27 protein-coding genes are annotated in these 26,783 nt (G+C 68.5%); 17 read left to right on the top strand and 10 right to left on the bottom strand.

The annotated features are described in order from the left end of the window. Positions 1 to 5 precede the first annotated feature (5 nt). From ASC95_RS22680 to ASC95_RS22660, 5 genes are read right to left on the bottom strand one after another with little or no spacing between them, the layout of a single operon-like run. On the bottom strand, positions 6 to 860 hold the full coding sequence (locus tag ASC95_RS22680) for a hydrolase 1, exosortase A system-associated (RefSeq protein ID WP_057299951.1): 855 nt from the start codon (positions 858 to 860) through the stop codon (positions 6 to 8). After that, positions 857 to 1,666 (bottom strand): hydrolase 2, exosortase A system-associated, encoded by an 810-nt coding sequence (locus ASC95_RS22675; RefSeq protein WP_057299950.1) that lies wholly within the window; start codon positions 1,664 to 1,666, stop codon positions 857 to 859. The genes ASC95_RS22680 and ASC95_RS22675 overlap by 4 nt, the downstream gene beginning before the upstream one ends. Beyond that, the gene (locus ASC95_RS22670; RefSeq protein WP_057299949.1) at positions 1,663 to 2,688 is read right to left on the bottom strand and encodes a GNAT family N-acetyltransferase; all 1,026 of its coding nucleotides are present in this window, start codon (positions 2,686 to 2,688) and stop codon (positions 1,663 to 1,665) included. The genes ASC95_RS22675 and ASC95_RS22670 overlap by 4 nt, the downstream gene beginning before the upstream one ends. A gap of 23 nt (positions 2,689 to 2,711) precedes the next feature. Continuing rightward, a complete protein-coding gene (locus tag ASC95_RS22665; protein ID WP_057299948.1) occupies positions 2,712 to 3,893 on the bottom strand; it encodes a DegT/DnrJ/EryC1/StrS family aminotransferase in 1,182 nt (393 codons plus the stop codon). Between the two features lie 17 nt (positions 3,894 to 3,910). Further along, on the bottom strand, positions 3,911 to 4,165 hold the full coding sequence (locus ASC95_RS22660) for an acyl carrier protein (protein ID WP_056195895.1): 255 nt from the start codon (positions 4,163 to 4,165) through the stop codon (positions 3,911 to 3,913). Between the two features lie 98 nt (positions 4,166 to 4,263). Between ASC95_RS22660 and ASC95_RS22655 the strand changes: the two genes are divergently transcribed. Both ASC95_RS22655 and ASC95_RS22650 read left to right on the top strand, forming a co-directional pair. After that, positions 4,264 to 5,853, top strand: coding sequence for an acyl-CoA ligase (AMP-forming), exosortase A system-associated (locus tag ASC95_RS22655; protein WP_057299947.1), 1,590 nt, complete (start codon positions 4,264 to 4,266; stop codon positions 5,851 to 5,853). Continuing rightward, on the top strand, positions 5,850 to 7,112 hold the full coding sequence (locus tag ASC95_RS22650; RefSeq protein ID WP_082568022.1) for a pyridoxal-dependent decarboxylase, exosortase A system-associated: 1,263 nt from the start codon (positions 5,850 to 5,852) through the stop codon (positions 7,110 to 7,112). The genes ASC95_RS22655 and ASC95_RS22650 overlap by 4 nt, the downstream gene beginning before the upstream one ends. 18 nt (positions 7,113 to 7,130) lie before the next feature. Here ASC95_RS22650 and ASC95_RS22645 read toward each other — a convergent pair whose 3' ends face one another. From ASC95_RS22645 to ASC95_RS22635, 3 genes are read right to left on the bottom strand one after another with little or no spacing between them, the layout of a single operon-like run. After that, on the bottom strand, positions 7,131 to 8,048 hold the full coding sequence (locus ASC95_RS22645) for a hypothetical protein (RefSeq protein ID WP_057299946.1): 918 nt from the start codon (positions 8,046 to 8,048) through the stop codon (positions 7,131 to 7,133). Next, positions 8,045 to 8,782 (bottom strand): arginyltransferase, encoded by a 738-nt coding sequence (locus ASC95_RS22640; RefSeq protein WP_057299945.1) that lies wholly within the window; start codon positions 8,780 to 8,782, stop codon positions 8,045 to 8,047. The genes ASC95_RS22645 and ASC95_RS22640 overlap by 4 nt, the downstream gene beginning before the upstream one ends. After that, on the bottom strand, positions 8,779 to 9,510 hold the full coding sequence (locus ASC95_RS22635) for a leucyl/phenylalanyl-tRNA--protein transferase (RefSeq protein ID WP_057299944.1): 732 nt from the start codon (positions 9,508 to 9,510) through the stop codon (positions 8,779 to 8,781). The genes ASC95_RS22640 and ASC95_RS22635 overlap by 4 nt, the downstream gene beginning before the upstream one ends. Positions 9,511 to 9,533: 23 nt before the next feature. Here ASC95_RS22635 and ASC95_RS22630 point away from each other — a divergent pair, with 23 nt between their 5' ends. The 15 genes from ASC95_RS22630 to ASC95_RS22565 all read left to right on the top strand — a co-directional run bounded on the left by ASC95_RS22630 (position 9,534) and on the right by ASC95_RS22565 (position 24,972). Next, positions 9,534 to 9,896: a Spx/MgsR family RNA polymerase-binding regulatory protein gene (locus ASC95_RS22630; RefSeq protein ID WP_057299943.1), complete on the top strand. Its 363-nt coding sequence runs from the start codon at positions 9,534 to 9,536 to the stop codon at positions 9,894 to 9,896. 136 nt (positions 9,897 to 10,032) lie between these two features. Beyond that, on the top strand, positions 10,033 to 11,238 hold the full coding sequence (locus tag ASC95_RS22625; RefSeq protein ID WP_369820631.1) for an ammonium transporter: 1,206 nt from the start codon (positions 10,033 to 10,035) through the stop codon (positions 11,236 to 11,238). 49 nt (positions 11,239 to 11,287) lie between these two features. After that, positions 11,288 to 11,992 carry a riboflavin synthase gene (locus ASC95_RS22620; RefSeq protein ID WP_057299942.1) on the top strand — a complete coding sequence of 235 codons (705 nt, stop codon included), beginning with the start codon at positions 11,288 to 11,290 and terminating at the stop codon, positions 11,990 to 11,992. Between the two features lie 177 nt (positions 11,993 to 12,169). After that, positions 12,170 to 12,262: a K(+)-transporting ATPase subunit F gene (kdpF, locus tag ASC95_RS30135; RefSeq protein ID WP_082568021.1), complete on the top strand. Its 93-nt coding sequence runs from the start codon at positions 12,170 to 12,172 to the stop codon at positions 12,260 to 12,262. Further along, positions 12,259 to 13,950: a potassium-transporting ATPase subunit KdpA gene (gene kdpA / locus ASC95_RS22615; protein ID WP_057299941.1), complete on the top strand. Its 1,692-nt coding sequence runs from the start codon at positions 12,259 to 12,261 to the stop codon at positions 13,948 to 13,950. Before kdpF ends, kdpA begins: the two co-directional genes overlap by 4 nt. Next, complete coding sequence (gene kdpB / locus ASC95_RS22610; RefSeq protein ID WP_057299940.1) at positions 13,947 to 15,998, top strand: potassium-transporting ATPase subunit KdpB; 2,052 nt, start codon at positions 13,947 to 13,949, stop codon at positions 15,996 to 15,998. Before kdpA ends, kdpB begins: the two co-directional genes overlap by 4 nt. 3 nt (positions 15,999 to 16,001) lie before the next feature. Then, the gene (gene kdpC, locus ASC95_RS22605; protein WP_057299939.1) at positions 16,002 to 16,586 is read left to right on the top strand and encodes a potassium-transporting ATPase subunit KdpC; all 585 of its coding nucleotides are present in this window, start codon (positions 16,002 to 16,004) and stop codon (positions 16,584 to 16,586) included. 16 nt (positions 16,587 to 16,602) lie between these two features. After that, positions 16,603 to 17,571, top strand: coding sequence for a magnesium and cobalt transport protein CorA (locus ASC95_RS22600; protein ID WP_057299938.1), 969 nt, complete (start codon positions 16,603 to 16,605; stop codon positions 17,569 to 17,571). Further along, the gene (locus ASC95_RS22595; RefSeq protein WP_057299937.1) at positions 17,568 to 20,252 is read left to right on the top strand and encodes a DUF4118 domain-containing protein; all 2,685 of its coding nucleotides are present in this window, start codon (positions 17,568 to 17,570) and stop codon (positions 20,250 to 20,252) included. Before ASC95_RS22600 ends, ASC95_RS22595 begins: the two co-directional genes overlap by 4 nt. Before the next feature lie 17 nt (positions 20,253 to 20,269). After that, entirely contained in the window at positions 20,270 to 20,935 is a 666-nt protein-coding gene (locus tag ASC95_RS22590) for a response regulator (RefSeq protein ID WP_057299936.1), read from the top strand. After that, positions 20,932 to 21,147 carry a DUF3820 family protein gene (locus ASC95_RS22585; protein ID WP_057299935.1) on the top strand — a complete coding sequence of 72 codons (216 nt, stop codon included), beginning with the start codon at positions 20,932 to 20,934 and terminating at the stop codon, positions 21,145 to 21,147. Before ASC95_RS22590 ends, ASC95_RS22585 begins: the two co-directional genes overlap by 4 nt. Beyond that, on the top strand, positions 21,147 to 21,848 hold the full coding sequence (locus tag ASC95_RS22580) for a phosphodiester glycosidase family protein (RefSeq protein ID WP_057299934.1): 702 nt from the start codon (positions 21,147 to 21,149) through the stop codon (positions 21,846 to 21,848). Before ASC95_RS22585 ends, ASC95_RS22580 begins: the two co-directional genes overlap by 1 nt. A gap of 120 nt (positions 21,849 to 21,968) precedes the next feature. After that, positions 21,969 to 22,835: an ABC transporter ATP-binding protein gene (locus tag ASC95_RS22575; protein WP_057299933.1), complete on the top strand. Its 867-nt coding sequence runs from the start codon at positions 21,969 to 21,971 to the stop codon at positions 22,833 to 22,835. Next, positions 22,832 to 24,400: a hypothetical protein gene (locus ASC95_RS22570; RefSeq protein WP_057299932.1), complete on the top strand. Its 1,569-nt coding sequence runs from the start codon at positions 22,832 to 22,834 to the stop codon at positions 24,398 to 24,400. Before ASC95_RS22575 ends, ASC95_RS22570 begins: the two co-directional genes overlap by 4 nt. Positions 24,401 to 24,456: 56 nt before the next feature. Beyond that, a complete protein-coding gene (locus ASC95_RS22565) occupies positions 24,457 to 24,972 on the top strand; it encodes a hypothetical protein (RefSeq protein WP_057299931.1) in 516 nt (171 codons plus the stop codon). On the opposite strand, the gene ASC95_RS22560 is transcribed toward ASC95_RS22565, so the two are convergent. Then, complete coding sequence (locus ASC95_RS22560; protein WP_057299930.1) at positions 24,973 to 25,839, bottom strand: DMT family transporter; 867 nt, start codon at positions 25,837 to 25,839, stop codon at positions 24,973 to 24,975. It abuts the gene before it with no gap. Beyond that, positions 25,832 to 26,722, bottom strand: coding sequence for a DUF2182 domain-containing protein (locus ASC95_RS22555; RefSeq protein ID WP_082568020.1), 891 nt, complete (start codon positions 26,720 to 26,722; stop codon positions 25,832 to 25,834). The genes ASC95_RS22560 and ASC95_RS22555 overlap by 8 nt, the downstream gene beginning before the upstream one ends. Positions 26,723 to 26,783 lie beyond the last annotated feature (61 nt).

The raw sequence follows: 26,783 nt of genomic DNA, 5'->3' as shown, positions 1-26,783 counted from the left end.
GGGTTTCAGATTGCTAGGCATCGTGTCCTCAACCAGTCCAAACAGATGCGACATTGGGAGTCCTGGTCCTGTATCGCCGAAAACGTGTGATCGGCTGTGGGCATGTCGTGCAGATCCAGCGTCGGGCGCACGAGCAGGCCTGCCCAAGCCGCCGAGGACCGGGCAAAACCAACGAACTCCCGGGCAGTGTAGTCATCGCCACTGAGGATCAGCAGCACCGGTCCGTTGAAGGCGCGCAGGCCGGCGGCCATGCGTTCCTGGAAGCTGCGCGAGTCGGTCTTGGGCTTGCCGGCGCCGCGGGCCAGACGCAGGTTGCCGGCGAGCGTGCGCAGCGCCGTCAGGCCCACGCCACCGCGCAGCAGCTTGAGCCAGAAACCCTTCTCGCGCAGGCGGCGCCAGTAGTAGTGCTTGACGTGGGTTTGCGCCAGCGTCGCGGCGGAGCGCGCCCAGGGATTGAGCAGGGCCACGCCGGCCACGCGCGGGTCGGCCGTCGATTCCAGGTAGAGCAGGGCGGCTGAGGCCGCATCGCACAGGCCCCAGAGGACGACGCGCTTGAGTGCCGGGCGGGCCGCCAGCAGCGCGGTGATGGCCGCGGCGATGTCGGCGTCGACGTCGAGGAAATCGCGCGTCTCCCCGGGGCTGTCGCCCATGCTGCGGTAGTCGAAGCGCAGTGCGGCAACGCCGTGATTCGCCAGATGCCGGGCCAGCAGCGTGAACTGGCGATGACTGCCGGCGCGGTACTGGGGACCGCCGACGATGATGATCACGCCCACCTCGGCCGGTGCGGCGCTCGCCGGTTCGGCCAGGATGCCGACGAGGCGCTCGCCTTTGCAGTCGAAGCTCAGCACCGATTCCTTCACGACATGGCCTCCACGGTGCGGGCGATCAGTGCGGGCGCCAGCTCGATCTCGCTGGTGGTCCAGAAGCCCGGCCCCTGCACGATCTGCGGGCGCACGGCCCAGCCGGCGTCCTGCCAGGCCTTGATGGTCTGCTCGCTGACCGGCGTCAGCGCGGCGTCCTCGCGGGTGCTGAGCTCCAGCCACTCGAGCCGGCCGGGCGTACCGGCGGGCGCCAGCTTGGCGGATTCCAGCCCGAGGGCGAGTGGCGCACCCAGACGATAGCCAGCGACATCGACCGGGCGACCCGCGGCCAGTTCGGTTTTCATCTGCTCCATCAGGCCCTTGTTCGTACCGCCGGCCATCTCGGCGGCCAGCTTCAGGCGCAGGAACTGCTGCAGCGCCAGCTTGCCGTTCGTCATCGGCTGCCAGAACAGGTAGTTCACCGGCCGGCCCCAGTCGGCAGCGGCCAGCAGGCACCCCGCGCGCAGGCCCCAGAGCCACAGCGGTGCCTGAACCGCGTCAGGCAAGCGGGCATCCAGGCATTCCAGGCCCAGTCGCACATCGGCCCGCCAGTCCGACCAGCTGGCGTCGCCAAAGTCGGCAGATGAGTCGCCGCAGCCGCGCAGATCCATCTGCAGGACCGCGTGGCCCGCCTCTGCCAGCGCGCGGCAAGCCAGGGCGGCCATGCGGCGCGACTTGTTCATCTCCTCGGCGAAGGGATGCACATAGAGCACCCGGCTGCGCGGGGGAACTGCCGGCGCATGCAACAGGCACAGCCGCTGCTCGCCGCCAGCCGACAGGAAGAAGACGTCAGCGGAGGTTTTCAAGCGGCGCGGGTCTTGCTGCGGTTGAGCCAGTCCTGCAGCGCCTTGAGCCAGGCCCATCGGTAGGCGGTCAGGTGGAACAGCTTGCGGCTGTTTTCGGTCCAGCGCGTGTGCCATTCCATCACGCGGCCGAAGAACTCGATGCGCTTGAAGCGGCCTTCATCAAAGAGGGCCTTGAACTCCTCGGCGCGCATCAGCGTCGACGGGGACACCGCCTGGTGGGCCTGCTGGTAGGCCGTCTTCAGGATCACCAGGCAGTCATCCTGGTGCACGCACAGGTCCATCGCGACGACTTCGTCGCCGAACCAGTAGCGGTAGATCCGGGCGCGACCGGCTGCTGCGGCGCTTTCCAGCGCCTGGCGGTAGAAGTGCCCCTGGATGCCGTCCACCGAAATGGCGGTCCCGACTTCGGCCTTCCAGCCGCTGCTTTCCAGCGTGCCGTACTGTTCGATGGCCAACGCGACCGGCCCGGGCGTATCGATCATCTCCAGCCGCGGCGTCACACCGGTGGCCTCGACCTTTTTCAGCTGCTTGCGCGTGTTCTGGCGCAGGTTCTTGCCGCGGCCCTCCCAGTAAGCCTCGAAGCCGCTCTCGATGTCGACCCAGGCCGTGTCGATGTAATGCTGGTGGCGCAGCCGCACGCTGTCGAAAGGCCCGGCGTGGGCCAGCGAGTCCAGTTGCGTCAGCCCCACGGTCAATGCCAGTCCGGGCAACGCGCGCAGCAGGGACTGCAAAGACGCCTCGATGCCGTCGTCCTCCGGCAGCAGCACGGGTCCCAACGGCAGCTGGGACGGCTGGAAGCTGTTCCAGCGGCCCTTGCCCTGGGGCTGGATCAGCAGTGCCGCCGTCCAGCCGGTGCCGTCCTCACGGTAGGCGAGCAGCTCTCCGCCTTGGCCGAACTGGTCCAGCAGGCACAGCAGGAAATCGCTGCGCAGGAAGGCATGCGGCAACGCCTTCGCCTGCAGCGCATCCCACTGCGTGGCCAGTGCGGCCAACTGCTTGGCCGGGACGAGTTTCCAGTCCATCTTTGAGGTTGTTTTCAAGGCAATCAACTCTTGCAGTAGGTGAGGAGAGAGTCGATCACCCAGTTTCGGTCCTGGTCGCTCATGTCTTGATGGCAATGCAACTGCAGCACGTGGCGGGACCAGATCTTCCCTTGATCACCGGCCAGATCCGGCACGCCAGGCCACAGCCAGTCCCAGCGCGACACGGGCACGCCACAGGCTCTCAAGGCCTGGTAGACGGCATCCGGCTTATCCACCCACAGCGGGAAGACGTAGGGCGCGCTGTGCTGGGGCAAGGCGGGGAACAGGGGATGCATGCCCGCCTGGTTGGCCAGCGCCTCAGCCAGCGCGCGGTAATGCTGCTGCCGCCTCGCGACGACGCGGCCGCGGGACGTCTGCAGCGCTGCACGGGTGGCAGCGCGCGTCGGTGCGCGATGGCACAGGGCCACGTCGATGCGCGCGTAGTCGCTCGCCGGATCAAATTGGGCAGCTTGAGGCGCGGCGCTCGGCGCCGGCGCGCTGCCGCCGCGCAGCAGCTGCTTCAGAGCCAGGAGCGGCCTTGCCCAGAGGCGCCAGTGCCCCAGTTGGCCATAGCGTGCGCTGATTTCCAGATTGTCCAGCAATGCCTTCAGCTGCCCCTTCAAGCCCACGGGTGACAGCGGCGCCACCGGTCGAGCCGGCTGCCGGACCAGCAGCAGGCCGCCGTCCTGCGCCGCGAAGAACTTGGGCAGGCTGGCAATGACCACGTCGCCCAGGGCACCTACGGCGCCTCCCTCACCCTGACCGAACATGGCGTGCGCGCAGTCTTCCAGCATCAGCACGCCGCGGCGCTGGCACCAGGCGCGCACATCGCGCAGGTCCAGTGGCAGGCCGAAGAAATGGGCCACGCACAGCACGCGTGTGTCGGCGGGTGCATGCTGCTCCAACCAGGCCAGGTTGGGGCGGCCATCTGCGTCGATGGGATAGAAGCCCAGCTGATGCCCCAGCGTCAGCACCGGCGACACCATGGTAGGGCAGTGATAGCTGGGCACCAGCACGCGCTGGTCCGGCGTGAGCGCCAGTCTCTCCAGACCGAGCAGGATGGCTGCACGGCCGCTGCTGGTCAGCAGCGCGCCCGGCCGGTCGAGAAGACAGGGGAGTGCCTGGGCCTGTGTGTCGACCTGCCTGTTGTGCGGGCCTGGCACCGGGTGCCGGGGGGCCAAGCGAGGCGTGAGGTCGACGTGCATTCGCGAGCTCGATCTGGTCAGAGCCGCGCGGCGACGAAGTCCGCCAGCGAGCCCACGGTGGCAAAGGTGTCGCCGTCGATGTCGTCGTCGTCGACGGCGAGACCGAGCTGCTCCTCCAGTGCGGTGATCAGGCTGACCACGGCCATCGAGTCCAGCTCGGGCAGGGCGCCGAGCAGGGCGGTGTCGCGGGTGAAGGTCTGGGCGCGGCCGTTCAGGCTCAGCACCTCGTCGAGAAGCCTCAGCACGTGGCTGAGAACCTGATCTTTGTCCATTGGGGGCTTCCAAAAAGCAGCCGCGCAGTTTAGCCGCGCTCCCCCCTTGCTCCCGGGGCGCACCCCTTGGCTCAAGGGTCGCGTGAGATACTTTTTTCATGCCCGAATCCACGCTGCTTCACGAGTTGGTGGCCGTTGCCGCCGAGCGCACGCCCGACGCCCCGGCCCTGACCTATGGCGCGCTGACGCTGAGCTATGGCGAGCTGGACGCCGCCGTGCGCGGATTCGCCAGCGGCCTGATGCAACTTGGCCTTACCCGCGGCGAGCGGGTCGCGATCTACCTGGAAAAGCGCTTCGAGACCGTCGTTGCCAGCTTTGGCGCGCCAGCCGCCGGTGGCGTCTTCGTGCCGCTGAACCCGTTGCTCAAGCCCGATCAGGTCGGTTTCATCCTGCAGGATTGCGATGTGCGTGTGCTGGTCACGTCGCCCGAGCGCCTGGCCCAACTGGGTGATGTGCTGACCCAGTGCCCGTCGCTGCGCCACGTCGTGCTGACCAGCGGTGCGGGCTCGGCCCCGGTGCCTGTGCATGACTGGGCTGCACTGCTGCAGAGCCCGGCGCGTGCGGGCCACCGCGTCATCGACACCGACATGACGGCCATCCTCTACACCTCGGGCTCCACCGGCCGGCCCAAGGGCGTCGTGCTGTCCCACCGCAACATGGTGGCCGGCGGCAAGAGCGTGGCCACCTATCTGGAGAATCGCGCCAGCGACACGCTGCTGGCCGCGCTGCCGCTGTCTTTCGACGCCGGCTTCAGCCAGCTGACCACCGCTTTCCACAGCGGCGCCCGTGTCGTGCTGCTGAACTATCTGCTGCCCAAGGACGTGCTCAAGGCCATGGAGCGCGAAAAGGTCACGGGCCTCACTGCCGTGCCGCCCCTCTACATTCAGCTGACTCAGCTCGAATGGCCGGCTGCCATCGACGCCCACCTGCGCTATTTCGCCAACACCGGCGGCCGCATGCCGCGGGCGACGCTGGATTTGCTGCGCGCCAAGGCACCGTCCGCCCAGCCCTTCCTGATGTACGGGCTGACCGAGGCCTTCCGCTCGACCTATCTGCCGCCGAGCGAGGTGGACCGCCGCCCCGACTCCATCGGCAAGGCCATCCCGAATGCCGAGATCCTGGTGCTGCGCGAGGACGGCAGCGAATGCGGCCCGGAAGAGCCTGGCGAGCTGGTGCACCGCGGCGCCCTGGTGGGCCTGGGCTACTGGAACGATGCCGAAAAGACGGCCGAGCGCTACAAGCCCTTGACGGTCGGTGTTGGTGGCCGCGAGGGTGGCCTGCAACTGCCCGAATTTGCCGTGTTCTCCGGCGACACCGTGAAGCGCGACGCCGAAGGGTTTCTCTACTTCGTCGGCCGCCGCGACGAGATGATGAAGACCTCGGGCTACCGGGTCAGCCCCACCGAGGTCGAGGAGGTGCTGTACGCCACCGGCCTGGTGGGCGAATGCGTGGCCTTCGGCGTCTATCACGACACCCTCGGCCAGGCCATCCAGGTCATCGCCACGCCACCCGAAGGCGCGGCAGAGCTGGACCTGGCGGCGCTGACCGCCGCCTGCAAGGCGCGCATGCCGGCCTACATGGTGCCCCATGGTGTCGACATCCGCTCGGGCCCGTTGCCGCGCAACCCCAACGGCAAGATCGATCGCAAAACCCTCTCGACCGACTGGCTTGAACAGCACGCTGCATGAGCGATCCCATCCCCCAGAAGCGCGCCCTCGAGCACGCCCCCGTGCTCTTCCCCCGCAATGCTGACGGCGAACTGCTGGTCGGCGGCCAGCGCCTGTCCGTGCTCGCCGAGCGAGTCGGCCAGACACCGTTCTACGCCTATGACCGTGGCCTGCTGCAACGCCGCGTCGCCGAGCTTCGGGCCGTGCTGCCGCAGGGTATCGAGCTGCACTACGCGATGAAGGCCAACCCGATGCCGGCGCTGGTGCAGCTCATGGCCGGTCTGGTGGACGGCATCGACGTGGCGTCGGCCGGTGAGCTGCAGGTGGCGCTGAACGCCGGTGCCGACCCGCATGAGGTCAGCTTTGCCGGCCCCGGCAAGCGGGACGTCGAGCTGGGCCAGGCCGTGGCGGCGGGCGTGCTGGTCAACGTCGAATCGGCACGCGAGCTGGCGCCGCTGGCCCGCGCGTCGCAGCGACTGGGCCTGCCGGCCCGCGTCGCGCTGCGCGTGAATCCCGACTTCGAGCTCAAGGGCTCGGGCATGCGCATGAGTGGCGGCCCCAAGCAGTTCGGCATCGACGCCGAAGCGCTGCCCGAGGTGCTGGCCGAGGTGGGCCGGCTGGGTGGTGATGGGCTGGCCTTCGAGGGCTTCCATCTGTTCGCCGGCTCGCAGAACCTCAAGGCCGAGGCGATCTGCGAAGCCCAGCTCAAGAGCTACGAGCTGGCCCTGCGCCTGGCCGAGTCCGCACCGTCGCCCGTCAAGTTCCTGAACCTGGGCGGCGGCTTTGGCATTCCGTATTTCCCGGGCGAGGCACGGCTGGACCTCACCGCCATTGCCGACAACCTCGCCACGCTGCAGGTCCGCGCCAAGGCCGACCTGCCGCTGGCCAAGCTCGTCATCGAGCTGGGTCGTTACTTCGTCGGCGAGGCGGGCATCTACGTCAGCCGCATCGTTGACCGCAAGGTCTCGCGCGGCCAGGTCTTCCTGGTGGCGGATGGCGGCCTGCACCATCATCTGTCAGCCTCGGGCAATTTCGGCCAGGTGCTGCGCAAGAACTACCCGGCCTCGGTTGAGCCCCAGGGCCGCAACGAGTCAACGACTGAGTCAGCCAGCGTCGTTGGCCCCCTGTGCACGCCACTGGACCTGCTGGCGGACCGCATGGACATGGCCAAGGGCGAGATCGGTGACCTCGCGGTCGTCTACCAGAGCGGCGCCTATGGCCGCAGCGCCAGCCCGGAGGGCTTCCTGGGGCATCCGGCTTGCGTGGAAGTGCTGGTCTGATCCGTCAGTCGGCTCACCTTACGGCGACGGCGCTGCCGCCTTGACCAGCCAGCGTCGGCCGGGGTAGTCGATGGTCAGGACGCTGTGCATGAACGGAGCCAGGCCCACCAGGCCGATCACGCGGATGGTGGGCTGGAAGGCCAGTCCGGGGCAGAAGGTGGCCCGCCGCGCCACGGGGCCGAAGCCGTCGATGCTGACCGCCGCAACCGTCGGCGCGGACGCGCAGGCAAGCGAGCGGCCCCATGAGGGCACGGTGAAGTTGGTGATGTGCGGTCCCTGCGTCGCGGCAGCCCCTGTGAGCTGTGCCCACCATGGGGCGTCCAACACGCCGATTCCTGCGGACGCTGCGCCGGTGTCCAGCATCCCGTAGCCTTTGCCGGCCTGTTGGACATCAAGCTCGATGAAGATGTGCCCGCCGGTTTGGATCCATCCTTCCTGGAGTGCAGGCGCGGCATAGAAGAAGCGCCGGGCCCGCGGCTGGTTGTCAAGGGTGGAACCGGCCTGCCAGGCCAGCCGTTGGTGCGCGACGTCCAGGGTCAGCGTGCCGCGCTCGAAAAAGGCATTGCCCAGGGTACCGACTGGACTGCCCGAGACGCATTCGTCAATCGAGCGCTGTGTCGCCGATCCGACTTCGACCCCGGTCTCCAGGCCGCCCAGGCGCAGCTTCAGCGGCCTCCGGGGCTCGTGCTGCTCTGTTGCCGTATGCCAGATCACGGCGGCACTGGCACCGGTGTCAAGCTGCATGTCGCAGGTGCGCTCACCCAGGGCGACCGGCACCAGCAGGGCCAAGGGCGCTGGTGGGAGCCCGCCGAGGCTGCCGACATGCCAGTGAAACGGTTGGAAGGACGGGGGCTGCGCGCGGGCCTCGCAGGCGATGCTGCCGATGGCGATGAAAGCGGCGAGACCGGCCACCAGTCCCTTGGCGGTCACCGTCATCCTTTCGGGTCTTCCCAGACGCCGTTCTGCAGGATCTGGTGCGGCCTGAACCCGGCCTTGTAGGCCATCTTCGGGCTCTCCTCGATCCAGTAGCCCAGGTACAGGTGGCTCAGCTTGAGCTCCTTGGCCTGCTGGATCTGCCACAGCACGCCATAGGTGCCGAAGCTGCCCGGCACGTCGGGGTCGTAGAAGGTGTAGACCGCCGACAGCCCGTCGGTGAGGATGTCCAGGATGGACACCATGCGCAGCGGCGTGCTGCCGTCAGGCATGGTCTCGCGGAACTCCACGAGGCGGGAGTTGATGCGCGACTGCAGCAGGAACTGGGTGTACTGGTCGACGCTGTCATGGTCCATGCCGCCGCCCGAGTGCCGGCCGGCCTGGTAACGCAGATACAGGGCGTAGTGCTCGGGTGAATAGCCCAGGCGCATGACCTTGGCATTCAGGTGGCGGTGCGTCTTCCAGGCGCGCTTCTGGCTGCGGGTGGCTTCGAATCGGCCCACCGGTACGCGCAGCGCGATGCAGGCGCGGCATTGGTCGCAATAGGGGCGGTAGGTGAACAGCCCGCTGCGACGGAAACCCGCGGCAACCAGGTTGGAATAGGCGTCGGCGTGGATCAGGTGGCTGGGGGTGGCAACCTGGGAGCGCGCCTGGCGGCCTGCCACATAGCTGCACGGATAGGCGGCCGTGGCGTAGAACTGGATCTGCGCGAGCGGCAGTTCTTTAGGGTGGGTCACGTCGAGGTCAGAAGCCTGTGCCAGTAGTTCGGATGATAGGTCCAGGGGCCGGGCGTAGGCCCACCCACGTGGGTGGCGAGGTGGTCCTCGAAGGCCGCCCGTGGGACTTCTGCCGCACCCAGCGAGGCCAGGTGGGGGGTGTTCTGCTGGCAGTCGATCCAGGGGATGGCGAATTCGCGGCACAGGCAGATCAGGGCGCAGAGGGCGATCTTGGAAGCGTCGGTGCGCCGCATGAACATGGACTCGCCATAGAACATGCGCCCCAGGTTGACGCCGTACAGGCCGCCGGCGAGTTCGCCGTCCATCCAGGTCTCGATGCTGTGCATCGCCGGCCAGGCCAGGTAGGCGGCCTGCAGTTCGGGCACGATCCAGGTGCCCGATTGGCCTTCGCGCGGCACGCTGGCGCAGGCCTTGAGAACGGTGGCGCGGTCATGGTCGATGCGGATCTCGCAGCCCGGGGTGGCGGCGAAGCGCTGGACCGTTTTGCGTAGCGAGCGTGACAACTTGAAGTTGGCCGTCTGCAGCACCATGCGCGGATCAGGCGCCCACCACAGCGGCGGCTGGCCCGGGCCGTACCAGGGGAAGATGCCGCGGCGGTAGGCGGCTTCCAGGCGCTCGGGCTCCAGGGTGCCGCCGGCGGCCAGCAGGCCGGGGGCATCGGTGCCAGGCCCCAAAGCCCGCGAGCTGGGTGGAAAGTCGAGGGAAGCTTCGTCAAGCCAGTCGATCATGCGGCCATGGTAAGTTGGCGCCCATGATCAGCGTCTATGGCATTCCCAACTGTGACACCGTCAAGAAGGCCCGCACCTGGCTGGCCGAACAAGGCCTGGAAGTCGCCTTCCATGACTTCAAGAAGCAGGGCGTTCCGGCCGAGCTGCTGCCCGCCTGGATCAAGGCCTTTGGCCGCGACAGGATCGTCAACCGCGCAGGCAACACCTGGCGCAAGCTGGACGATGCCGCCAAGGCTGCTGTGGCGGACGACGCCGCGGCTGCGGCACTGATGCTGGCCGAGCCGAGTGTCATCAAGCGTCCCGTCGTGCGTTGGGCTGACGGCCACTGGACGCTCGGATTCAGTGCGGACGCGTTCGAGAAGAGTGCATTGATGGCACCAAAGTAGAGCATTTCGCTTGTTTGTGGTGCCTGGCTGCGGCCGATCGCGCCTTAAAGGCGGGCATTGAATTTGCAATTTCGGTGCGGTTTGGTTCGGCTTGGTGCATGTCGCCCAAGTCTGGAGCCGCCGGCCGGAGAAAGCGTTGGAGTCATCGATCAAGCAGGGCGCGGACGCGCTCTTCATCCTCCTGGGCGCCATCATGGTGCTCGCCATGCATGCGGGCTTTGCCTTCCTCGAACTGGGCACGGTGCGCAAGAAGAACCAAGTCAATGCCCTGGTCAAGATCCTCGTGGACTTCGCCGTGTCCACGCTGGCCTACTTCCTCGTCGGTTACTTGGTCGCCTACGGCACCCACTTCTTCGTCGGCGCCGAGCAGCTGGCGCAGAAGAACGGCTACGAACTGGTCAAGTTCTTTTTCCTGCTGACCTTTGCGGCGGCCATTCCCGCCATCGTGTCGGGTGGCATCGCCGAGCGGGCCCGCTTCGGCCCGCAGTTGGCGGCCACCTCGGTCATCGTCGGCTTCATCTACCCCTTCTTCGAGGGCATCGCCTGGAACCAGGCCTTCGGCATCCAGGCCTGGTTGAAGGCGGTCACCGGCGCCGAGTTCCATGACTTCGCCGGCAGCGTCGTCGTTCACGCCGTGGGCGGCTGGATCGGCCTGGCCGCCGTGCTGCTGCTGGGGCCGCGCCTGAACCGCTACCGCAAGGACGGCGCCATGAGCGCCCATCCGCCGTCCAGCATCCCTTTCCTGGCCCTGGGCGCCTGGGTGCTGACGGTGGGCTGGTTCGGCTTCAACGTGATGAGTGCGCAGACGCTGGACAAGATGTCGGGCCTGGTCGCCGTCAACTCGCTGATGGCCATGGCGGGCGGCACGCTGGCGGCCGTGCTGCTGGGCCGCAACGACCCGGGCTTTGTCTACAACGGCCCGCTGGCCGGCCTGGTGGCCGTCTGCGCGGGATCGGACGTCATGCATCCCCTCGGCGCGCTGGTCACCGGCGGCATTGCCGGTTGGGTGTTCGTACAGTTCTTCACCCTGACGCAGAACCGCTGGAAGATCGACGACGTGCTCGGCGTCTGGCCGCTGCACGGCCTGTGCGGTGCCTGGGGCGGCATTGCCTGTGGCGTGTTTGGCCAGAAGGCCCTTGGCGGCATCGGCGGCGTGTCCTTCAGCGCGCAGTTGATCGGCACGGTCGGCGGCGTGGCCTGGGCGCTGGCAGGCGGTCTGGTGGTCTACGGCGTCATCAAGCGCATCACGGGCCTGCGCCTGGATGCCGAGCAGGAGTTCGAAGGCGCCGACCTGTCCATTCACAAGATCGGCTCGACGCCCGACCGGGAGGTCAGCTGGTAAGCTGGCCTGAACGCTGTTCAAGAGGCCTCCCCGGAGGCCTGTTTTCTTCATGTTCACAGGCATTGTCCAGGGCGTCGCCCGCGTCGAATCCATCGAGGCCCGCGAGGGCCTGCACACCCTCCACCTGAAGTTCCCCGAGGGCTTCGACGCGGACCTGGCCATCGGCGCCAGTGTGTCCTGCGACGGCGTCTGCCTGACCGTCACCGAGCGGCCGGCGCCCAGCGTGGCCAGCTTCGACGTGATGGCGCAGACGCTCAGGCTCACCACGTTGGGCGGCTTGATGGCCGGTTCGGGCCTGAACGTCGAGCGCGCAGCCCGCGAGGGCGTCGAGATCGGCGGCCATCCGCTGTCCGGCCATGTCGATGTCTCTGCCCGCATTGCCGAGATCCGCAAGCCCGACAACAACCACGTCATCCGCTTCGCGCTGCCCGCGCCGTGGATGCGCTATGTGTTTGCCAAGGGCTATATCGGTGTCAACGGCTGCAGCCTGACCGTGGCCGAGGCCCAGCGCGAGCGCGACGGCTCGGGCTGGTTCGAGGTCTGGCTCATTCCGGAGACGCTGCGCATGACCACTTTTGGCGACAAGGGCGTGGGCGACGCGGTGCACATCGAGATCGAACGCAGCACGCAGGTCGTCGTCGACACGGTGCGCGACGCGCTGGACGAGAAGCTCGGGCCGCTGCTGCCGGTGCTGGAAGCCATCGCGCGGGAGCGCGGCATCGACATCACCCAGTTGGCCATCGGCAAGTCTTGATGCTTTCTTGATGCCGCCCGCCGCCATCTTGTCGGCGGTTTGACGGCGCGATTTCCAGAATCACTTCCATCGTTATGGAGGTGTCATGGACATCGTTTTTCTGGGACTGGCCGCGGCTCTCGCGCTGCTGACCGGGTTCGCGGCCTGGGGCTGCGACCGCCTGGCGAGGAGGAAGTCATGAACGGCTTCGAACTCGCCGCCGCCGTGCTGGTTGTCGGGCTGATCGGCTATCTGTTCTGGGCCTTGCTGTTCCCGGAGGACTTGTCATGAGTGCTTCCGCATGGATCCAGCTCGTGGTCTTCCTCGTCGTGCTGCTTGCGCTGGCCTGGCCGCTGGCACACTGGATTCACGCAGCGATGGGAGGTCGCGTCGAATGGCTGCGCCGCCTTGAGCGCCCGCTGCTGCGCCTGGCCGGCGTCGACCCGGACGCCGAGCAGAGCTGGCTGCGCTACGCCCTTGGCCTGCTGCTCTTCAACGCGCTTGGCGTTGTCGCTGTCTATGCGCTGCAGCGCCTGCAGCATCTGCTGCCGCTGAACCCGCAGGGCTTCGGCCCCGTGTCGCCAGATTCGGCCTTCAACACGGCGATCAGCTTCGTCACCAACACCAACTGGCAGGGCTATGGCGGCGAGACGACGATGAGCCATCTGACCCAGATGCTGGCGCTGACGGTGCAGAACTTCCTGTCCGCGGCGACCGGCATCGCCGTCGTCATGGCATTGCTGCGTGGCTTCGCCCGTCACAGCACCGAGACCGTGGGCAATGTCTGGGCTGACCTGAGCCGCGCGACGCTGTGGGTGCTGCTGCCGCTGGCCCTGCTGTTGGCCATCGCGCTGGCGGGCCTGGGCACCGTGCAGACGCTGCAGGCCGGTCAGCAAGTCGTCACGCTGGAAGGCCAGAGCCAGACCCTGGCTCTTGGCCCCGTCGCCTCGCAGCTCGCCATCAAGATGCTGGGCACCAACGGCGGTGGCTTCTTCAACGCCAACTCGGCCCATCCCTTCGAGAACCCGACGGCGGTGACCAACGCGCTGCAGATGCTGGCCATCTTGCTGGTCCCGGCCGCACTGTGCTTCGTGATGGGCCGCGAGGTGGGTGATATGCGCCAGGGCTGGGCGCTGCTGGGCGCGATGACGGCGATCTTTGTCGTCGCCGTCGTCGTCACCACGGCCGCTGAAGCCGCCGGCAACCCGCAGTTGACGGCTCTCGGCGTGGATGCGGCTGGCGGCAACATGGAAGGCAAGGAGGTGCGCTTCGGCATCGCGGCCTCGTCGCTGTTCGCCGTCATCACGACGGCCGCGAGCTGCGGCGCGGTGAATGCGATGCACGACAGCTTCACGCCGCTGGGTGGTGCCGTGCCGATGGCGCTGATGCAGCTCGGCGAGGTCGTCTTCGGCGGTGTCGGCTCGGGCTTGTACGGCATGCTGGTGTTTGCGCTGCTGGCCGTCTTCATCGCCGGCCTGATGATCGGCCGAACGCCCGAATACCTCGGCAAGAAGATCGAGGTCTTCGACATGAAGATGGTGTCGCTGGCCATCCTGCTGGTGCCGCTGGCCGTGCTGGGCGGCACGGCGCTGGCGGTGCTGCTGGAGCCCGGCCGCGTGGGCATCGCCGCCCCCGGCGCGCATGGCTTCAGCGAGGTGCTGTACGCCTTTTCCTCGGCCGCCAACAACAACGGCAGCGCCTTCGCCGGCCTGTCGGCCAACACGCCCTTCTACAACCTGCTGCTGGGTCTGGTGATCTGGATTGGCCGCTTTGGCGTCATCGTGCCGGTGCTGGCCCTGGCCGGCTCACTGGCGGCGAAGAAGCGGCTGGCGGCGGGCGAGGGCACCTTGCCCACGCACGGCCCGCTCTTCATCGCATTGCTGATCGGCGTGGTGATTCTGGTCGGCCTGCTGAACTACGTGCCGGCGCTCGCTCTCGGGCCTGTCGCCGAGCACCTGATCCTTTGGAGCGCTCGATGATTCGCGCCAGCTTTGCCCTGTTCGATCCCAAGCTGACCCGCGCAGCGCTGGGAGATGCCGTACGCAAGCTCGATCCCCGCGTGCAGTTGCGCAACCCGGTGATGTTCGTCGTCTACCTGGGGAGTGCGTTCACGACGGCGCTGGCCATCGCCCAGCCCGTTGGCTTCACCATCGCCATCACGCTTTGGCTGTGGTTCACGGTGCTGTTCGCCAACTTCGCCGAGGCCCTGGCGGAAGGGCGCAGCATGGCGCAGGCGGCGTCGCTGCGCGGGTTGAAGAAGGAAACCTGGGCCAAGGTCGCCGAGGGCTGGAAGCCGGGTTTGGAGCGTGGTGCGCTGCAATGGCATCCCCGTGAAGCCGGCACCTTGCGCAAGGGCGAGGTCGTGCTGATCGAGGCCGGTGACGTCGTGCCGGCCGATGCCGAGGTCGTCGATGGCGTCGCATCCGTCGACGAGAGCGCCATCACCGGCGAGTCCGCGCCCGTCATCCGCGAGAGCGGCGGTGACTTCTCGGCGCTGACTGGCGGCACCCGCGTGCTGTCCGACTGGGTCGTGGCCCGCGTGGCCGTGAACCCGGGCGAGACCTTCGTTGACCGAATGATCGCCATGGTCGAGAACGCCAAGCGCAAGAAGACACCCAACGAGGTTGCGCTGACCATCCTGCTGGTGGCGCTGACGCTGGTGTTCGTCGGCGTCGTCGCCACGTTGCTGCCGTTCTCACAGTTCAGCGTGAGCGCCGCAGGTGCCGGGGAGCCCGTCAGCCTGCTGGTGCTCGTCGCGCTGCTCGTCTGCCTGATCCCGACCACCATCGCCGGCCTGCTGTCGGCCGTCGGTGTGGCGGGCATGAGCCGCATGTTGCAGGCCAATGTCATCGCCACCTCGGGCCGCGCCGTCGAGGCCGCAGGCGACGTCGACGTGCTGCTGCTGGACAAGACCGGCACCATCACGCTGGGCAACCGCCAGGCCGATGCGTTCTGGCCGCAGGACGGCACGTCAGAGGCGCAATTGGCCGACGCCGCCCGGCTGGCCTCGCTGGCCGACGAAACGCCCGAGGGCCGCAGCATCGTGGCCCTGGCCGACCGCAAGTTCGGGGCGGCCGCAGCCGTCGAGCGTGGCGAGTTCGTGCCTTTCACTGCGCAGACGCGCATGAGCGGCGTCGACCTGGGCCGGCGCCAGATCCGCAAGGGCGCCGGCAGCGCCGTGCGCGCACGCGTCGAGTCGCTCGGCGGCCGCTGGCCTGCCAGCGTTCAATCCAGCGTGGACGAAGCAGCCCGCCGCGGCAGCACGCCGCTTGTCGTGGCCGATGGCGCGCAAGTCCTTGGCGTCGTCGAACTCAAGGACATCGTCAAGCCCGGCATCAAGGAGCGTTTTTCGCAGCTGCGCCGCATGGGCATCAAGACCGTCATGGTCACCGGCGACAACCGCCTCACAGCTGCGGCCATCGCGGCGGAGGCCGGCGTGGACGACTTCCTCGCCGAGGCCACGCCCGAGGCCAAGCTGGCGCTGATCCGAGAACACCAGGCCCAGGGTCGCCTGGTGGCCATGACCGGCGACGGTACCAACGATGCCCCGGCCCTGGCCCAGGCCGACGTGGCCGTCGCCATGAACAGCGGCACCCAGGCGGCCAAGGAGGCCGGCAACATGGTCGACCTGGACAGCAACCCGACCAAGCTCATCGAGATTGTCGAGACCGGCAAGCAGATGCTGATGACACGCGGATCGCTGACGACCTTCAGCATCGCCAACGACCTGGCCAAGTACTTCGCCGTGCTGCCGGCCGCCTTTGTGTCGACCTACCCGCAGCTCGGCGCTCTCAATGTCATGCGCCTGGCCAGCCCCAGCTCGGCCATCCTGAGCGCCGTCATCTTCAACGCGCTGATCATCGTCGTGCTGATCCCGTTGGCGCTCAAGGGCGTGCGCTACCGCGCCATCGGCGCCGCCGCACTGCTGCGCCGCAACCTGCTCGTCTACGGTCTGGGTGGCGTCATCGTGCCCTTCATCGGCATCAAGGCCATCGATCTGCTCCTCGTGGCCCTTCACCTCGCCTGAATCATGAACACCCAACTTCGCCCCGCACTGACCCTTTTCGTGCTGCTCAGCCTTGTCACGGGTCTGGCCTACCCGTTGGTGGTCACCGGCATTGCGCAGACGCTGTTCCCGCATGCGGCCAACGGCAGCCTCATTGTTGAGAATGGCGGGCCGATCGGCTCCGCGTTGACCGGCCAGGCCTTCACCGACCCCGGGCATTTCTGGAGCCGCCCCTCGGCCACGGCGCCGGCGCCCTACAACGCGGCCAATTCCGGCGGCTCCAATCTCGCGCCGACGGCGCCGGCCCTGGTCGATGCGGTCAAGGCGCGCATCGACGCCTTGCGCGCAGCCGACCCGGGCAACCTGGCGCCGGTGCCGGTCGACCTGGTGACGGCGTCCGCCAGCGGCCTGGACCCCCACATCAGCCGGGCCGCCGCCGACTACCAGCTCGCCCGCGTTGCCCGCGTGCGCGGCCTGCCGGTCGAGAAGGTGAAGGCCCTCATCGACCAGCACACCGAGGGCCGCTGGCTGGGCTTTCTCGGCGAGCCGCGCGTCAACGTGCTGGCCCTGAACCTCGCGCTGGAGCGTGCGACGATCAAAGGAAGATGACTCCATACAGACCGCCATGCTGATCAACAGCGCCGTGTACGAGGATGGCCGCATCGTGGCCGAGCCGAGCCTGGAGGGGGTGTCCGAGGCGCTTGAACGCACGAGCGGCTTTGTCTGGATCGCGTTGCGCGACCCAGGCGATGAGGAGCTCAACCTGCTGCAGCGCGAGCTGGACCTGCCGCCGCTGGCCGTCGAGGACGCGCGCAAGGGCCACCAGCGCCCCAAGTTGGAGGAGTACGGCGACATGCTGTTCGCCGCCATGCATCTGTTGGAGGAAGGCCCCGAGGGCCTGGAAGTCGGCGAGGTGCATGTCTTCGTCGGCGCGCGCTTCATCGTGTCGGTGCGCCATCGCAGCGCCCAGGGCTTCCTGGGCGTGCGCGGGCGTGCCGAGCGTGAACCCGATCTGCTGCGCCAGGGGCCGGGCTTCGTGTTCTATGCGCTGATGGACGCGGTCGTGGACCGCTACTTCCCGCACATGGACGCCATCGAGGCCGAGCTGGAGCAACTGGAGGCGACCATGTTCCAGCCCCGCCAGGACCGCCAGGAAGTCGTGCAGCGACTGTTCGGCCTGAAGCAGCGCCTGGCCACGCTGCGCCATGCAGTCACGCCGCTGCTGGAGGTGACGTCCAAGCTGCATGGTGGCCGTGTGCCCGTGGTCTGCAAGGCTCTGCAGGACTATTTCCGCGACGTCTACGACCACCTGCTGCGCATCCAGGCCAGCATCGACGCCGCCCGCGAAACCATCATCGCGGCGACCCAGGTCAACCTCACCCTGGTCACGCTGGACGAGTCCCTCGTCACCAAGCGCCTGGCTGCCTGGGCTGCCATCTTTGCCGCGTCCACGGCCCTGGCGGGCATCTGGGGCATGAACTTCGAGCACATGCCCGAGCTGAAATGGGTTTTCGGCTATCCGATGGCGCTGGGCGTCATCGTGCTCGTCAGCAGCGCGCTCTACTGGCGCTTCAAGCGCCTGAAGTGGTTGTGACCGACGCACGACCCGATCCGGACGCGTTGCTGGCGCGCTTGCAACGCGATGACGCGGCGGCCCAGCGCGGCCGGCTGAAGATCTTCTTCGGCGCCAATGCCGGCGTTGGCAAGACCTTTGCGATGCTGGCCGCCGCGCAGGCGACGATGGCCCAGGGCCGGGCCGTGCGCATCGGTGTCATCGAGACCCATGGGCGGGCGGACACGCAAGCCATCGCGCGCGATCTGCCGCGCCTGCCGTTGAAGGACATCGCCCACCGCGGCCAGACCCTGCGCGAGTTCGATCTCGATGCCGCCCTGGCCTGGGGCCGGGAGCAAGCCGGCGGCGTGCTGTTACTGGATGAACTGGCCCACAGCAACGCACCGGGCTCGCGCCACGCCAAGCGCTGGCAGGACGCACAGGAGCTGCGCGAGGCCGGCATCGAGGTGTGGACGACGCTGAACGTGCAGCACCTGGAGAGTCTGAACGATGTCGTTGGCGGCATCACCGGCATCCGTGTCTGGGAAACCCTGCCCGACAAGGTCTTCGATGCGGCCGATGAGGTGGTCGTCGTCGACCTGCCGCCCGACGAGCTGCTGCAGCGGCTCAAGGAGGGCAAGGTCTATTTGCCGACCCAGGCCGAGCGCGCCGCCAAAAATTTCTTCCGCAAGGGCAACCTGCTGGCCCTGCGCGAGCTGGCCCTGCGCCGCACGGCCGACCGCGTGGACGACCAGATGCAGGCCTACCGGCGCGAGCACAGCGCCGGGACGGTGTGGCCCAACCGTGAATCGCTGCTGGCCTGCATCGGCCCGGCGGCGGCGAGCGAAAAGGTCGTGCGCAGCGCCGCCCGGCTGGCACAGCAGCTGGGGCTGGACTGGCACGCCGTGCACGTGCAGACGGCCCAGGGCTTGAGCGACGCCGCACGCCAGCGTGTGCAGCGCACGCTGGAGCTGGCGCAGTCGCTCGGTGCCCGCACGGCCGAGCTGTCGGCGCCCGAGGTCGCTGCGGCTCTGGTGGGCTATGCGCGCGAGCACAACCTGGCCCGCCTCGTCGTCGGCCGCCGCGAGCGGGCCTGGCGCTGGCCGGGCCGACCGTCCCTGGCCGAGGCGCTGAGCCGCCTGGCCGACGAGATGGACGTGCTGCAGGTGGCACTGCCCACTGGTGCGCGCGAACAGCCTGCCGCGCCGACGCGGGCCGCACTGTTTGCGCCCCAGGCCTGGCGCGGCCATGCAGCGGCGCTGGCGGGCGTCGCGCTGACGACGGCCCTGGCCCACGTGCTGCTGGGCTTCATGGCGCCGACCAATATCGCCATGCTCTACCTGCTCAACGTCGTCGGCGTGGCGCTGCGATTTGGCCGCGGGCCGGCCGCGCTGGCGGCGCTGCTGGGCGTGGCGGCCTTCGATTTCGCCTTCGTCGAGCCCAGGGGCTCTTTTGCCGTCGGCGATGCGCAATATCTCGTCACCTTCTCGGTGCTGCTGCTCGTCGGCCTCGTCATCGGCCAGCTCGCGGCCGGGCTGCAGGCCCAGGCCCGCGCGGCCCAGGAGCGTGAGCGGCGCGTGCGGGGCCTGTACACGATGTCGCGCGACCTCGGTGCAGCGCTGGTGGCGGAACAGGTGGCCGAGATCGCGACGCGCTTCCTGCGCGCCGAGTTCGGCGCCGCGTCGGCCGTGCTGGCGCCGCCGTTGGGGGCCACGCCCGGCCGCGAGGTGCTGGTTGCGCTGCCGGGCGCTGGCGTGCAGCCCGACCTGGGTGTCGCCCAATGGGCCTTCGACCATGGCCAGCCGGCCGGGCAGGGCACCGACACGCTGCCGGCCAGCCCCTGCCTGATGCTGCCACTGACCGCACCCATGCGGCTGCGTGGCGTGCTTGCCGTCCAAGGTCGCGTCAACGGGAAGAACGGCCGCTGGTCGCCCGAGGAGCGCGAGCTGCTGGAGACCTGTGCGGCCCTGCTGGCGATCTCGCTGGAGCGCATCCACTACATCGAGGTGGCGCAGCAGAGCACGCTGCAGATCGAGTCCGAGCGGCTGCGCAACTCTCTGCTGACGGCCGTGTCCCACGACCTGCGCACGCCGCTCGCGGCGCTGGTGGGGCTGGCGGATGCGCTCAAGCTCACGCCGCTGAACGCGCCTCAGGCCGAGGTGGCCGATGCGATGCGCCGCTCGGCGCTGCGCATGACTGCGCTGGTCAGCAACCTGCTCGACATGGCGCGGCTGCAATCCGGCACCGTGCAGTTGAACCGGCATTGGCTGCCACTGCAGGAGGTTGTCGGCAGCGCACTGGCCAGCCTGGACGAGGCGTTGCTCGACCGTGACGTTGTCGTGGATCTGCCGCCGGATCTGCCCCTGGTCGAGCTGGACGCAGTGCTGATCGAGCGCGTGTTCGTCAACCTGCTGGAGAACGCGGCCAAGTACGCCGACGGCGCCATCCAGATCAGCGCGCGCACGGCGGGGCGGCATGTCGAGATCGACGTCAGCGACGCCGGCCCTGGGTTCCCCGCGGGGCTCGAGGACAAGCTCTTCGACAAGTTCGAGCGCGGCGACCGCGAGAGCGCCACGCCCGGTGTCGGCCTGGGACTGGCCATCTGCAGGGCCATCGTAGAGGCGCATGGCGGGCGCATCAGCGCCCACAATGTCTCGACGGGGGGCGCCTGTGTACGCATCGAGCTTCCCCTCGGTCAGCCCCCGGTGGAGAAGCCAGAGTGAGCGCTGCACGCGTGTTGATGATCGAAGACGAACCAGAGATCCGCCGTTTCGTGCGCATGGCGCTGGAGAGCGAAGGCCTGGAGGTCTTCGAGGCGGTGACTTTGCAACGCGGGTTGATCGACTCGGCCACGCGCCGACCCGAGTTGGTTGTGCTGGACCTGGGCCTGCCCGACGGCGACGGCCTGGACTTCATCCGCGAGTTCCGCGGCTGGTCGCAGGCGCCCGTCCTGGTGCTGTCGGCCCGCGAGGGCGAGGACCGCAAGGTGCAGGCCCTGGACGCCGGTGCCGACGACTACCTCGTCAAGCCCTTCGGCGTGGCCGAGCTGCTGGCCCGTGTGCGCGTGCAACTGCGCAGGCACGGCGGCGGCGGCAACGACGCCGATCCGGTGCTGCGCTTTGGTGACGTCGCCATGGACCGCGCGCTGCGCACGGTCACCAAAGCCGGCGAAGAGCTGCACCTGACGCCCATCGAATACCGGCTGCTGCAAGAGTTGGCCACGGCGCCCGGGCGGGTGTTGACCCACCAGCACCTGCTCAAGGCGGTCTGGGGCCCGGGCCATGCCGAGGACGTGCATTACGTGCGCGTGCACATGGCCAATCTGCGCAAGAAGCTGGAGGCCGATCCGAACCGGCCGCAGTGGCTGGTGACCGAAGCGGGCGTGGGCTACCGCTTGAAAATATGAACCCGGAAGATCTTCTCAAGCTCGTCACGACCGAGATGCCCTTTGGCAAGCACAAGGGCACGCTGATCGCGGACTTGTCGGGCAACTACTTGGGCTGGTTTGCGCGCGAAGGCCTTCCCAAGGGCGAGATCGGACGGCTGCTGGCCTTGATGTACGAGATGGATCACAACGACCTGCGGGACCTGCTCAAGCCGCTGCGGGGGCGTGGCTGATGAAGCGGGTGCTGTTGGCGTTGGTGCTGGCATTCGCCAGCCATGCGGCCCGCGCCGAAGGGGAAGGGCTCTTCACCGTCGTGCGTGTGGACCTCGCCACGCAGCAGCTGCGTCTGTTCTGGCACGACGACAAGGGTCGGCCGCTGCGCCGGCTGGACAAGCTCTCGGCCTGGCTGAAGTCTCAGGGCAAGACCCTGGCCTTTGGCATGAACGCCGGCATGTACCACGCGGACGCGAGCCCCGTCGGGCTGCTGGTCATCGACGGGCGCGAGATCGCGCCGCTCAATCTGTCCAGCGGCGAAGGCAACTTCTTTCTGAAGCCCAACGGGGTTTTCCTGCTGACCGCGCAGGGCGCTCGGGTCGTGGATGCGGTGGACTACCCGGCGCTGCGCGAAGGCGTCCTGTTCGCTACGCAATCCGGGCCTCTGCTGCTCAAGGACGGCCAGATCCACCCGGCCTTCAGCGCCAATTCGGCGTCGCGCTACATCCGCAATGGCGTCTGTGTGCTGGGTTCGCAATCCCTGTTCGTGATCACCGAGCGGCCTGTCACGCTGCATGAGTTCGCCAGCTTTTTCCGCGACGATTTGCAATGCAAGGACGCGCTCTACCTCGACGGCGCCGTGTCCAGCCTCTACGTGCCCCGGCTCGGGCGCAACGACCATTGGAGCGAGCTCGGGCCACTGTTCGGCGTCGTCGAGTGACGTCGGCCCAGGCCACGCTTTCGCCGGCCTGAACCGCGCGCTGAGCGGTCTGTCGCAAGCGCGTTGGAGGTTGCCCCCTGGATCCCTAGGCTGCGCTCATTCACAAGATGAGGAGCGGCCATGCTGCAGATCCAAAACGTCTCCAAGACCTTCGGAAAACTCAACGCCGTTGACGGTGTGTCGCTGGAATTGAAGCCCGGCGTCGTTGGCCTGATCGGCCACAACGGCGCGGGCAAGAGCACGCTGATGCAGATGCTGGCCACGCTCACGCGGCCCACCAGCGGGCGCATCCTGCTGGACGGTGAGGACATCGTCGCCAAGCCCGAATTGATGCGCCGGCGCCTGGGTTATTTGCCGCAGGACTTCGGGGTCTACCCGCATCTGACCGCACTGGAGTTCCTGCAGTATTTCGCGGCGCTGAAGGGCGTGCGCGACCGGCAGCGGCTGCACGATTTGCTTGAACTCGTGAACCTGCACGAGCAGGCCCATCGGCCGGCCATCGGCTTCTCGGGCGGCATGCGCCAGCGCCTGGGCATCGCGCAGGCCCTGTTGAACGACCCCGACGTGCTCATCGTCGACGAACCCACGGCCGGCCTCGACCCCGAAGAGCGCCTGCGCTTTCGCCACCTGCTGGGCGACCTCGGGCGCAAGCGCCTGGTCATCGTGTCGACCCACATCGTGTCGGACGTCGAGAACATGGCCTCGCACCTGGCCGTCATGCGTCAGGGCCGCCTTGTCGCCTTCGAAACCCCTGAAGTCGTGATCGCTCGCGCCGTGGGCAAGGTCTGGACGGCCCAGCTCGCGCCTGCCGATTACGAAGCGCTGAAGGGCCATGTGCAGGTGCTGCAGGCTCAGCCTCAGGGCAGCCGTATTCAGGTGCGCATGGCGCATCCGTCGCGCCCCTTTGCCGAGGCCGAGCCCGCGAACGCCAGCCTTGAAGAGGCGCTGATGGCCCAGCGTTATGCCGATGCGCGGGTGGCAGCATGAACACCAGTCTGTACAAGACCCTGGTGCTGAACGAATGGCGCCTGCGCAGCCGCCGGCTCAGCAGCCTCGTCATCCTGCTGGCCGTGGTGGCCGTGAGCTGGCTCATGGTGCTGGACCCGAAAAGCGGCATGGCCATGATGGTCGTGGGCAAGCAGCGCATCGCCTATGAAAGCCAGGCGCTCGCTTTCGCCACCAACCTGATCGCGTCGCTGCTGTTCGGCATGGCCGGCTTCTACCTGGCGCGCGGCCGCACGCAGGAAGACCTGCGCTGCGGCACGGCTGCCGTGCTGGCCGCCACGCCGGTCAGCAACGCGCAGCTGCTGGGCACGCGCTGGCTGGGCGCCTTCGGCTTCCTGCTTTCGCTGGGCACCGTCTTGATGCTGACGGTCTGGGTGTTGCAACTCGTGCGTGGCGAAGGCCCGTTGCAGCCCTTGCCCTATCTGCAGATGCTGGTGTTCGGGCTGGCGCCCGGCCTGATGCTGTGCGCCAGCCTCGCTGTGCTGGCCGACGCCTGGGCGCCGCTGATGGGCAAGCGGGGTGACGCGCTCTACTGGGTCTTCTGGATGGTGCAGTTCGCCTTCATCCCGGCCACGCTGGGGCAGGGCGCCGTGCGGCTGACCGGCTGGCAGGTCTTTGACATCAATGGCATGTCGCCGTTGCTGGTGGGTGTGAGCCGGCTGATGGACGTCAATCACATCAGCGTGGGCGGCAGCCCCTTCGACGCGACGCTGCCCATGCTGCACATGCCCGCGGGCCTGTGGAGCACCGAGCTGATCGCGCTGCGCCTGGGCTCGATGGCGCTGGCCTTGCTGCCTCTGCTGCCCGCCGTGATGTTCTTCCATCGCTATGCACCCGACCGCGTGAAGCTGCGCAACCCGGCCGGTCGCTGGCGTGTCGTGCAGTTGCTGCAATGGCTGCTGCGCCCGCTGCTGCGGCCTTTCACCTTAGCCCTGCGCCTGCTGCTGCGCGCCAGCGCACGCCTGCCGGGCCTGCCTGGCCGCTGGCTGGCGGACGTGAGCCTGGTGTTGCTCAGCCAGCCGCTGCTGGCCCTGGTGATGGGGGGCGGCACGGTGGCCTGCGCGGTGGCGCCGACGGAGGTGCTGCCCGCGCTGCTGGCCGCGACGCTGTGCGCCTGGGGCATGGCCGTGGCGGACGTGAGTTCGCGTGACCTGCAGAGCGGCACATGGGCCCTGGCCAGCGCAGTGCCGGGCGGTGCGTGGGAGCGCGGCTGGCGCCAGGCCCTGGCGGCCTTGGGACTGGGACTGCTGCTGGCCTTGCCGGCCCTGCTGCGGATCTCAACGGTGCAAGCCTTGGCCTGCGTGGCCGGGCTGCTCTTCTTGAGCGCGGGCGCCACGCTGCTGGGCCGGCTGACGCAGGGCTCGCGCACCTTTCTCGCGCTGTTCCTGTTTGCGCTCTACCTCAACCTGCAGAAGACCGGCGTGGCTGCGCTGGACCTGCTGGGTGTGGACGGTGCGGCCAATGCCGTCAGCGTCGCCGGTTATGCGCTGGCGGGCGGGCTGGGGCTGGCGGCCTTGCTGGCCTGGCCGCGGCTGCGTCGGACCTGATCCGCCGGCCCAGGCCTACAGCGCCCGCGCGAGGAATGACGCAGGATTGATATGCCATGACTGCACGCTTCGCCGTCCTCCTGATCGCCGCCACCTTTTGCGGCATGGTGGGCGCTGCCCGGGGCGAGGAACTGCCCAGATCAGCGGCCTGCCGCACCGCGCTGAAGGCGCTGGACGGAGCAGAGGAGGCCATCGCCGCCGCCGCGGGCGCCTCATCGCCCAGCCTGTCAGATCAAGAGCGCCAGCACGTGGTGGCGGCGCGCCTGCAGCCACTGCGCAAGCGCGTGGGGGATGCCTGCCTTGGCGGGCTCACCACGTCGCCGCCGCCCTCGCAGCACAGCTGGGTGGTGCCGACCGCGCCCGCACGGGCCGCGGTGCTGGCGCCCCGGGCGCCGATGCCGACCGCGCCGCCCGTGGCCTTGCCGCGCCCACAAGCGCCGGTCACCGTGACGCAGTGCAATGCCGCGACCTGCCTGGCCAGCGACGGCTCGACATTGACGCGCGTCGGCCCCACGCTTGTCGGACCGCGGGGCACATGCACGGTGCAAGGCGTTTTCCTGCGCTGCCCGTGATCAGCGCCGCGACCTGCTGGCCAGCACCAGCGCAATGCCGCCCAGGATGGCCGCCGAGGCCGCCAGCAGGCGCGGGGTGACGGCCTCCGACAGCAGCGCCACGCCGCCGAATGCGGCAATCAGCGGCACCGACAGCTGCACGGTCGCGGCCCGCAGCGCGGACAGCCCGCGCAGCGCGGCGTACCAGATGACATAGCCGATGCCGGACGTGACGGCGCCCGAGGCGACGGCCAGGGCGATACCGGTGGTGCTGGCGCGCGCCTGGGTTGCGAACAGCAGGCTCACCAGCAGAGCGAGTGGCGTGGCGCGCAGGAAGTTGCCTGCCGTCGCCGCCAGCGGGTCACTCACGCCGCGGCCGCGCAGCGAGTACAGGCCCCAGGCCATGCCCGCTGCCGCCATCATGGCCGCGCCCAGGACGGGCGGCGCCGCCACACCGGGCGACACCAGATAGACCAGCCCCGCGACCGCCAGGGCGAGGCCGAACCAGGCCAGGGGCCGGAACCTCTCGCCCGCGCGCAGCCCGGCGCTGAACATCGTCACCTGGACCGCGCCGAACAGGATCAAGGCGCCCGTACCCGCGGACAGGCTGAGGTAGGCGAAGGAGAAAAAAGCGACATAGGCAAACAGCATGGCCGCGGCAAGCCAGTCGGAATGGGTGGCTGCAGCCTGGCCCGGCCTGAGCCGCACGATGACCGCGAGCGTGACCGCCCCGGCGGCCAGCCTGATGCTGCCGAAGCTGGCCGCATCGATGAGATCCTGCCGCAGCGCGAGCCGGCACAGCAGCGAATTCGCAGCGAAGGCCAGCATCGCCGCCGTGGTCAGGGCCAGCGTCTTCAGCAAGGGCAGGCCGGCGCGCACCTCAGACATGAGCCACCACCAGGACCGCCGCCCAACCCAGCAGCGCAACGCCCAGCGGCGTGCTCAGCCGGTGGCCCCAGCGGACGTTCTTCTCAACCGCCATCACCGCGGCCAGCAACAGCATCCAGCCGAGGCTGCCGGTGCCGAGCGCAAACATCAGCAGCATCAATGCCCAGCAGCAGCCGACACAGAACAGGCCGTGGTGGGCGCCCAGCATGAACGCGTGCCGCGCCTCGGCGTGGCCGCGCCAATGCTGCATGACGAAGCTCAAGGGGGTGCGGCACTTCTCCAGGCAGCGGTGCTTGAGGCTGCTGAACTGGAAGGCCCCGGCCAGGGCGATGATGGACGTGCCGATCAGCCAGCCATGCCAGGCCAGCAGGGGCACGCCGTTGACGAGCGCCAGCAGCCCCGCGTGCAGCACATGGGCCGCCAGCCCGAAGCCGCCCCACACGGCTATATAGCCCAGGCCCAGCAGCACCAGCAGCCGCCGGTGGTCCGCTCGGCGTGCTGTCAACCGGTCAAAGGCATTGAACAGCGGCAGGGTGGTCGGCAGCATCATGGCCGTGGTCATCAGGATCCAGGCGGCGCTGTAGAGCAGGGCGGGCACGATGATGTCGCCGCCCGGGATGGCCCGGCAGACGAAGGCGGCCGGGCCCGAGGCCGTCCAGTCGCCGTGGTCGAGGTAGCGCCCATAAGGGCTGCCCGACCAAGCCCACAGCGCCAGCCAGGCGAGCCCGGCCAGCGCGCTCAGCACGACGAGGAACACGCGGCGATGGCGGGAATCGCCGCCTGGCGGGTCCGCCGCTACGGCGCCGCCAGCAGCGCTCAATGGTGCACCCTTCGGCCTGCGGCCTTGCCTGGCCGACAGCGCGGCCAGGCGTTCGCCAGGCATGGGATGCCCACAGGGCATCCCATGTCCGGGCTCACTCCCGCCAAGCGGGAGCGAGCTTGCT

Source organism: Pelomonas sp. Root1217 (assembly GCF_001425705.1).
Lineage (GTDB): Bacteria > Pseudomonadota > Gammaproteobacteria > Burkholderiales > Burkholderiaceae_C > Pelomonas.
Note: the sequence above shows the minus strand (reverse complement) of the source record. Positions and strands in the feature narration are given on the sequence as shown.

What these genes read in the sequence shown, in the direction of transcription:
- ASC95_RS22670 (WP_057299949.1), bottom strand. Translation starts at nt 2,688, where the DNA reads ATGGACTGGAAACTCGTCCCGGCCAAGCAGTTGGCCGCACTGGCCACG.
- ASC95_RS22665 (WP_057299948.1), bottom strand. Translation starts at nt 3,893, where the DNA reads ATGCACGTCGACCTCACGCCTCGCTTGGCCCCCCGGCACCCGGTGCCA.
- ASC95_RS22660 (WP_056195895.1), bottom strand. Translation starts at nt 4,165, where the DNA reads ATGGACAAAGATCAGGTTCTCAGCCACGTGCTGAGGCTTCTCGACGAG.
- ASC95_RS22655 (WP_057299947.1), top strand. Translation starts at nt 4,264, where the DNA reads ATGCCCGAATCCACGCTGCTTCACGAGTTGGTGGCCGTTGCCGCCGAG.
- ASC95_RS22650 (WP_082568022.1), top strand. Translation starts at nt 5,850, where the DNA reads ATGAGCGATCCCATCCCCCAGAAGCGCGCCCTCGAGCACGCCCCCGTG.
- ASC95_RS22645 (WP_057299946.1), bottom strand. Translation starts at nt 8,048, where the DNA reads ATGACGGTGACCGCCAAGGGACTGGTGGCCGGTCTCGCCGCTTTCATC.
- ASC95_RS22635 (WP_057299944.1), bottom strand. Translation starts at nt 9,510, where the DNA reads ATGATCGACTGGCTTGACGAAGCTTCCCTCGACTTTCCACCCAGCTCG.
- ASC95_RS22630 (WP_057299943.1), top strand. Translation starts at nt 9,534, where the DNA reads ATGATCAGCGTCTATGGCATTCCCAACTGTGACACCGTCAAGAAGGCC.
- ASC95_RS22620 (WP_057299942.1), top strand. Translation starts at nt 11,288, where the DNA reads ATGTTCACAGGCATTGTCCAGGGCGTCGCCCGCGTCGAATCCATCGAG.
- kdpF (WP_082568021.1), top strand. Translation starts at nt 12,170, where the DNA reads ATGAACGGCTTCGAACTCGCCGCCGCCGTGCTGGTTGTCGGGCTGATC.
- kdpA (WP_057299941.1), top strand. Translation starts at nt 12,259, where the DNA reads ATGAGTGCTTCCGCATGGATCCAGCTCGTGGTCTTCCTCGTCGTGCTG.
- kdpB (WP_057299940.1), top strand. Translation starts at nt 13,947, where the DNA reads ATGATTCGCGCCAGCTTTGCCCTGTTCGATCCCAAGCTGACCCGCGCA.
- kdpC (WP_057299939.1), top strand. Translation starts at nt 16,002, where the DNA reads ATGAACACCCAACTTCGCCCCGCACTGACCCTTTTCGTGCTGCTCAGC.
- ASC95_RS22600 (WP_057299938.1), top strand. Translation starts at nt 16,603, where the DNA reads ATGCTGATCAACAGCGCCGTGTACGAGGATGGCCGCATCGTGGCCGAG.
- ASC95_RS22590 (WP_057299936.1), top strand. Translation starts at nt 20,270, where the DNA reads ATGATCGAAGACGAACCAGAGATCCGCCGTTTCGTGCGCATGGCGCTG.
- ASC95_RS22585 (WP_057299935.1), top strand. Translation starts at nt 20,932, where the DNA reads ATGAACCCGGAAGATCTTCTCAAGCTCGTCACGACCGAGATGCCCTTT.
- ASC95_RS22580 (WP_057299934.1), top strand. Translation starts at nt 21,147, where the DNA reads ATGAAGCGGGTGCTGTTGGCGTTGGTGCTGGCATTCGCCAGCCATGCG.
- ASC95_RS22575 (WP_057299933.1), top strand. Translation starts at nt 21,969, where the DNA reads ATGCTGCAGATCCAAAACGTCTCCAAGACCTTCGGAAAACTCAACGCC.
- ASC95_RS22570 (WP_057299932.1), top strand. Translation starts at nt 22,832, where the DNA reads ATGAACACCAGTCTGTACAAGACCCTGGTGCTGAACGAATGGCGCCTG.
- ASC95_RS22565 (WP_057299931.1), top strand. Translation starts at nt 24,457, where the DNA reads ATGACTGCACGCTTCGCCGTCCTCCTGATCGCCGCCACCTTTTGCGGC.
- ASC95_RS22560 (WP_057299930.1), bottom strand. Translation starts at nt 25,839, where the DNA reads ATGTCTGAGGTGCGCGCCGGCCTGCCCTTGCTGAAGACGCTGGCCCTG.
- ASC95_RS22555 (WP_082568020.1), bottom strand. Translation starts at nt 26,722, where the DNA reads ATGCCTGGCGAACGCCTGGCCGCGCTGTCGGCCAGGCAAGGCCGCAGG.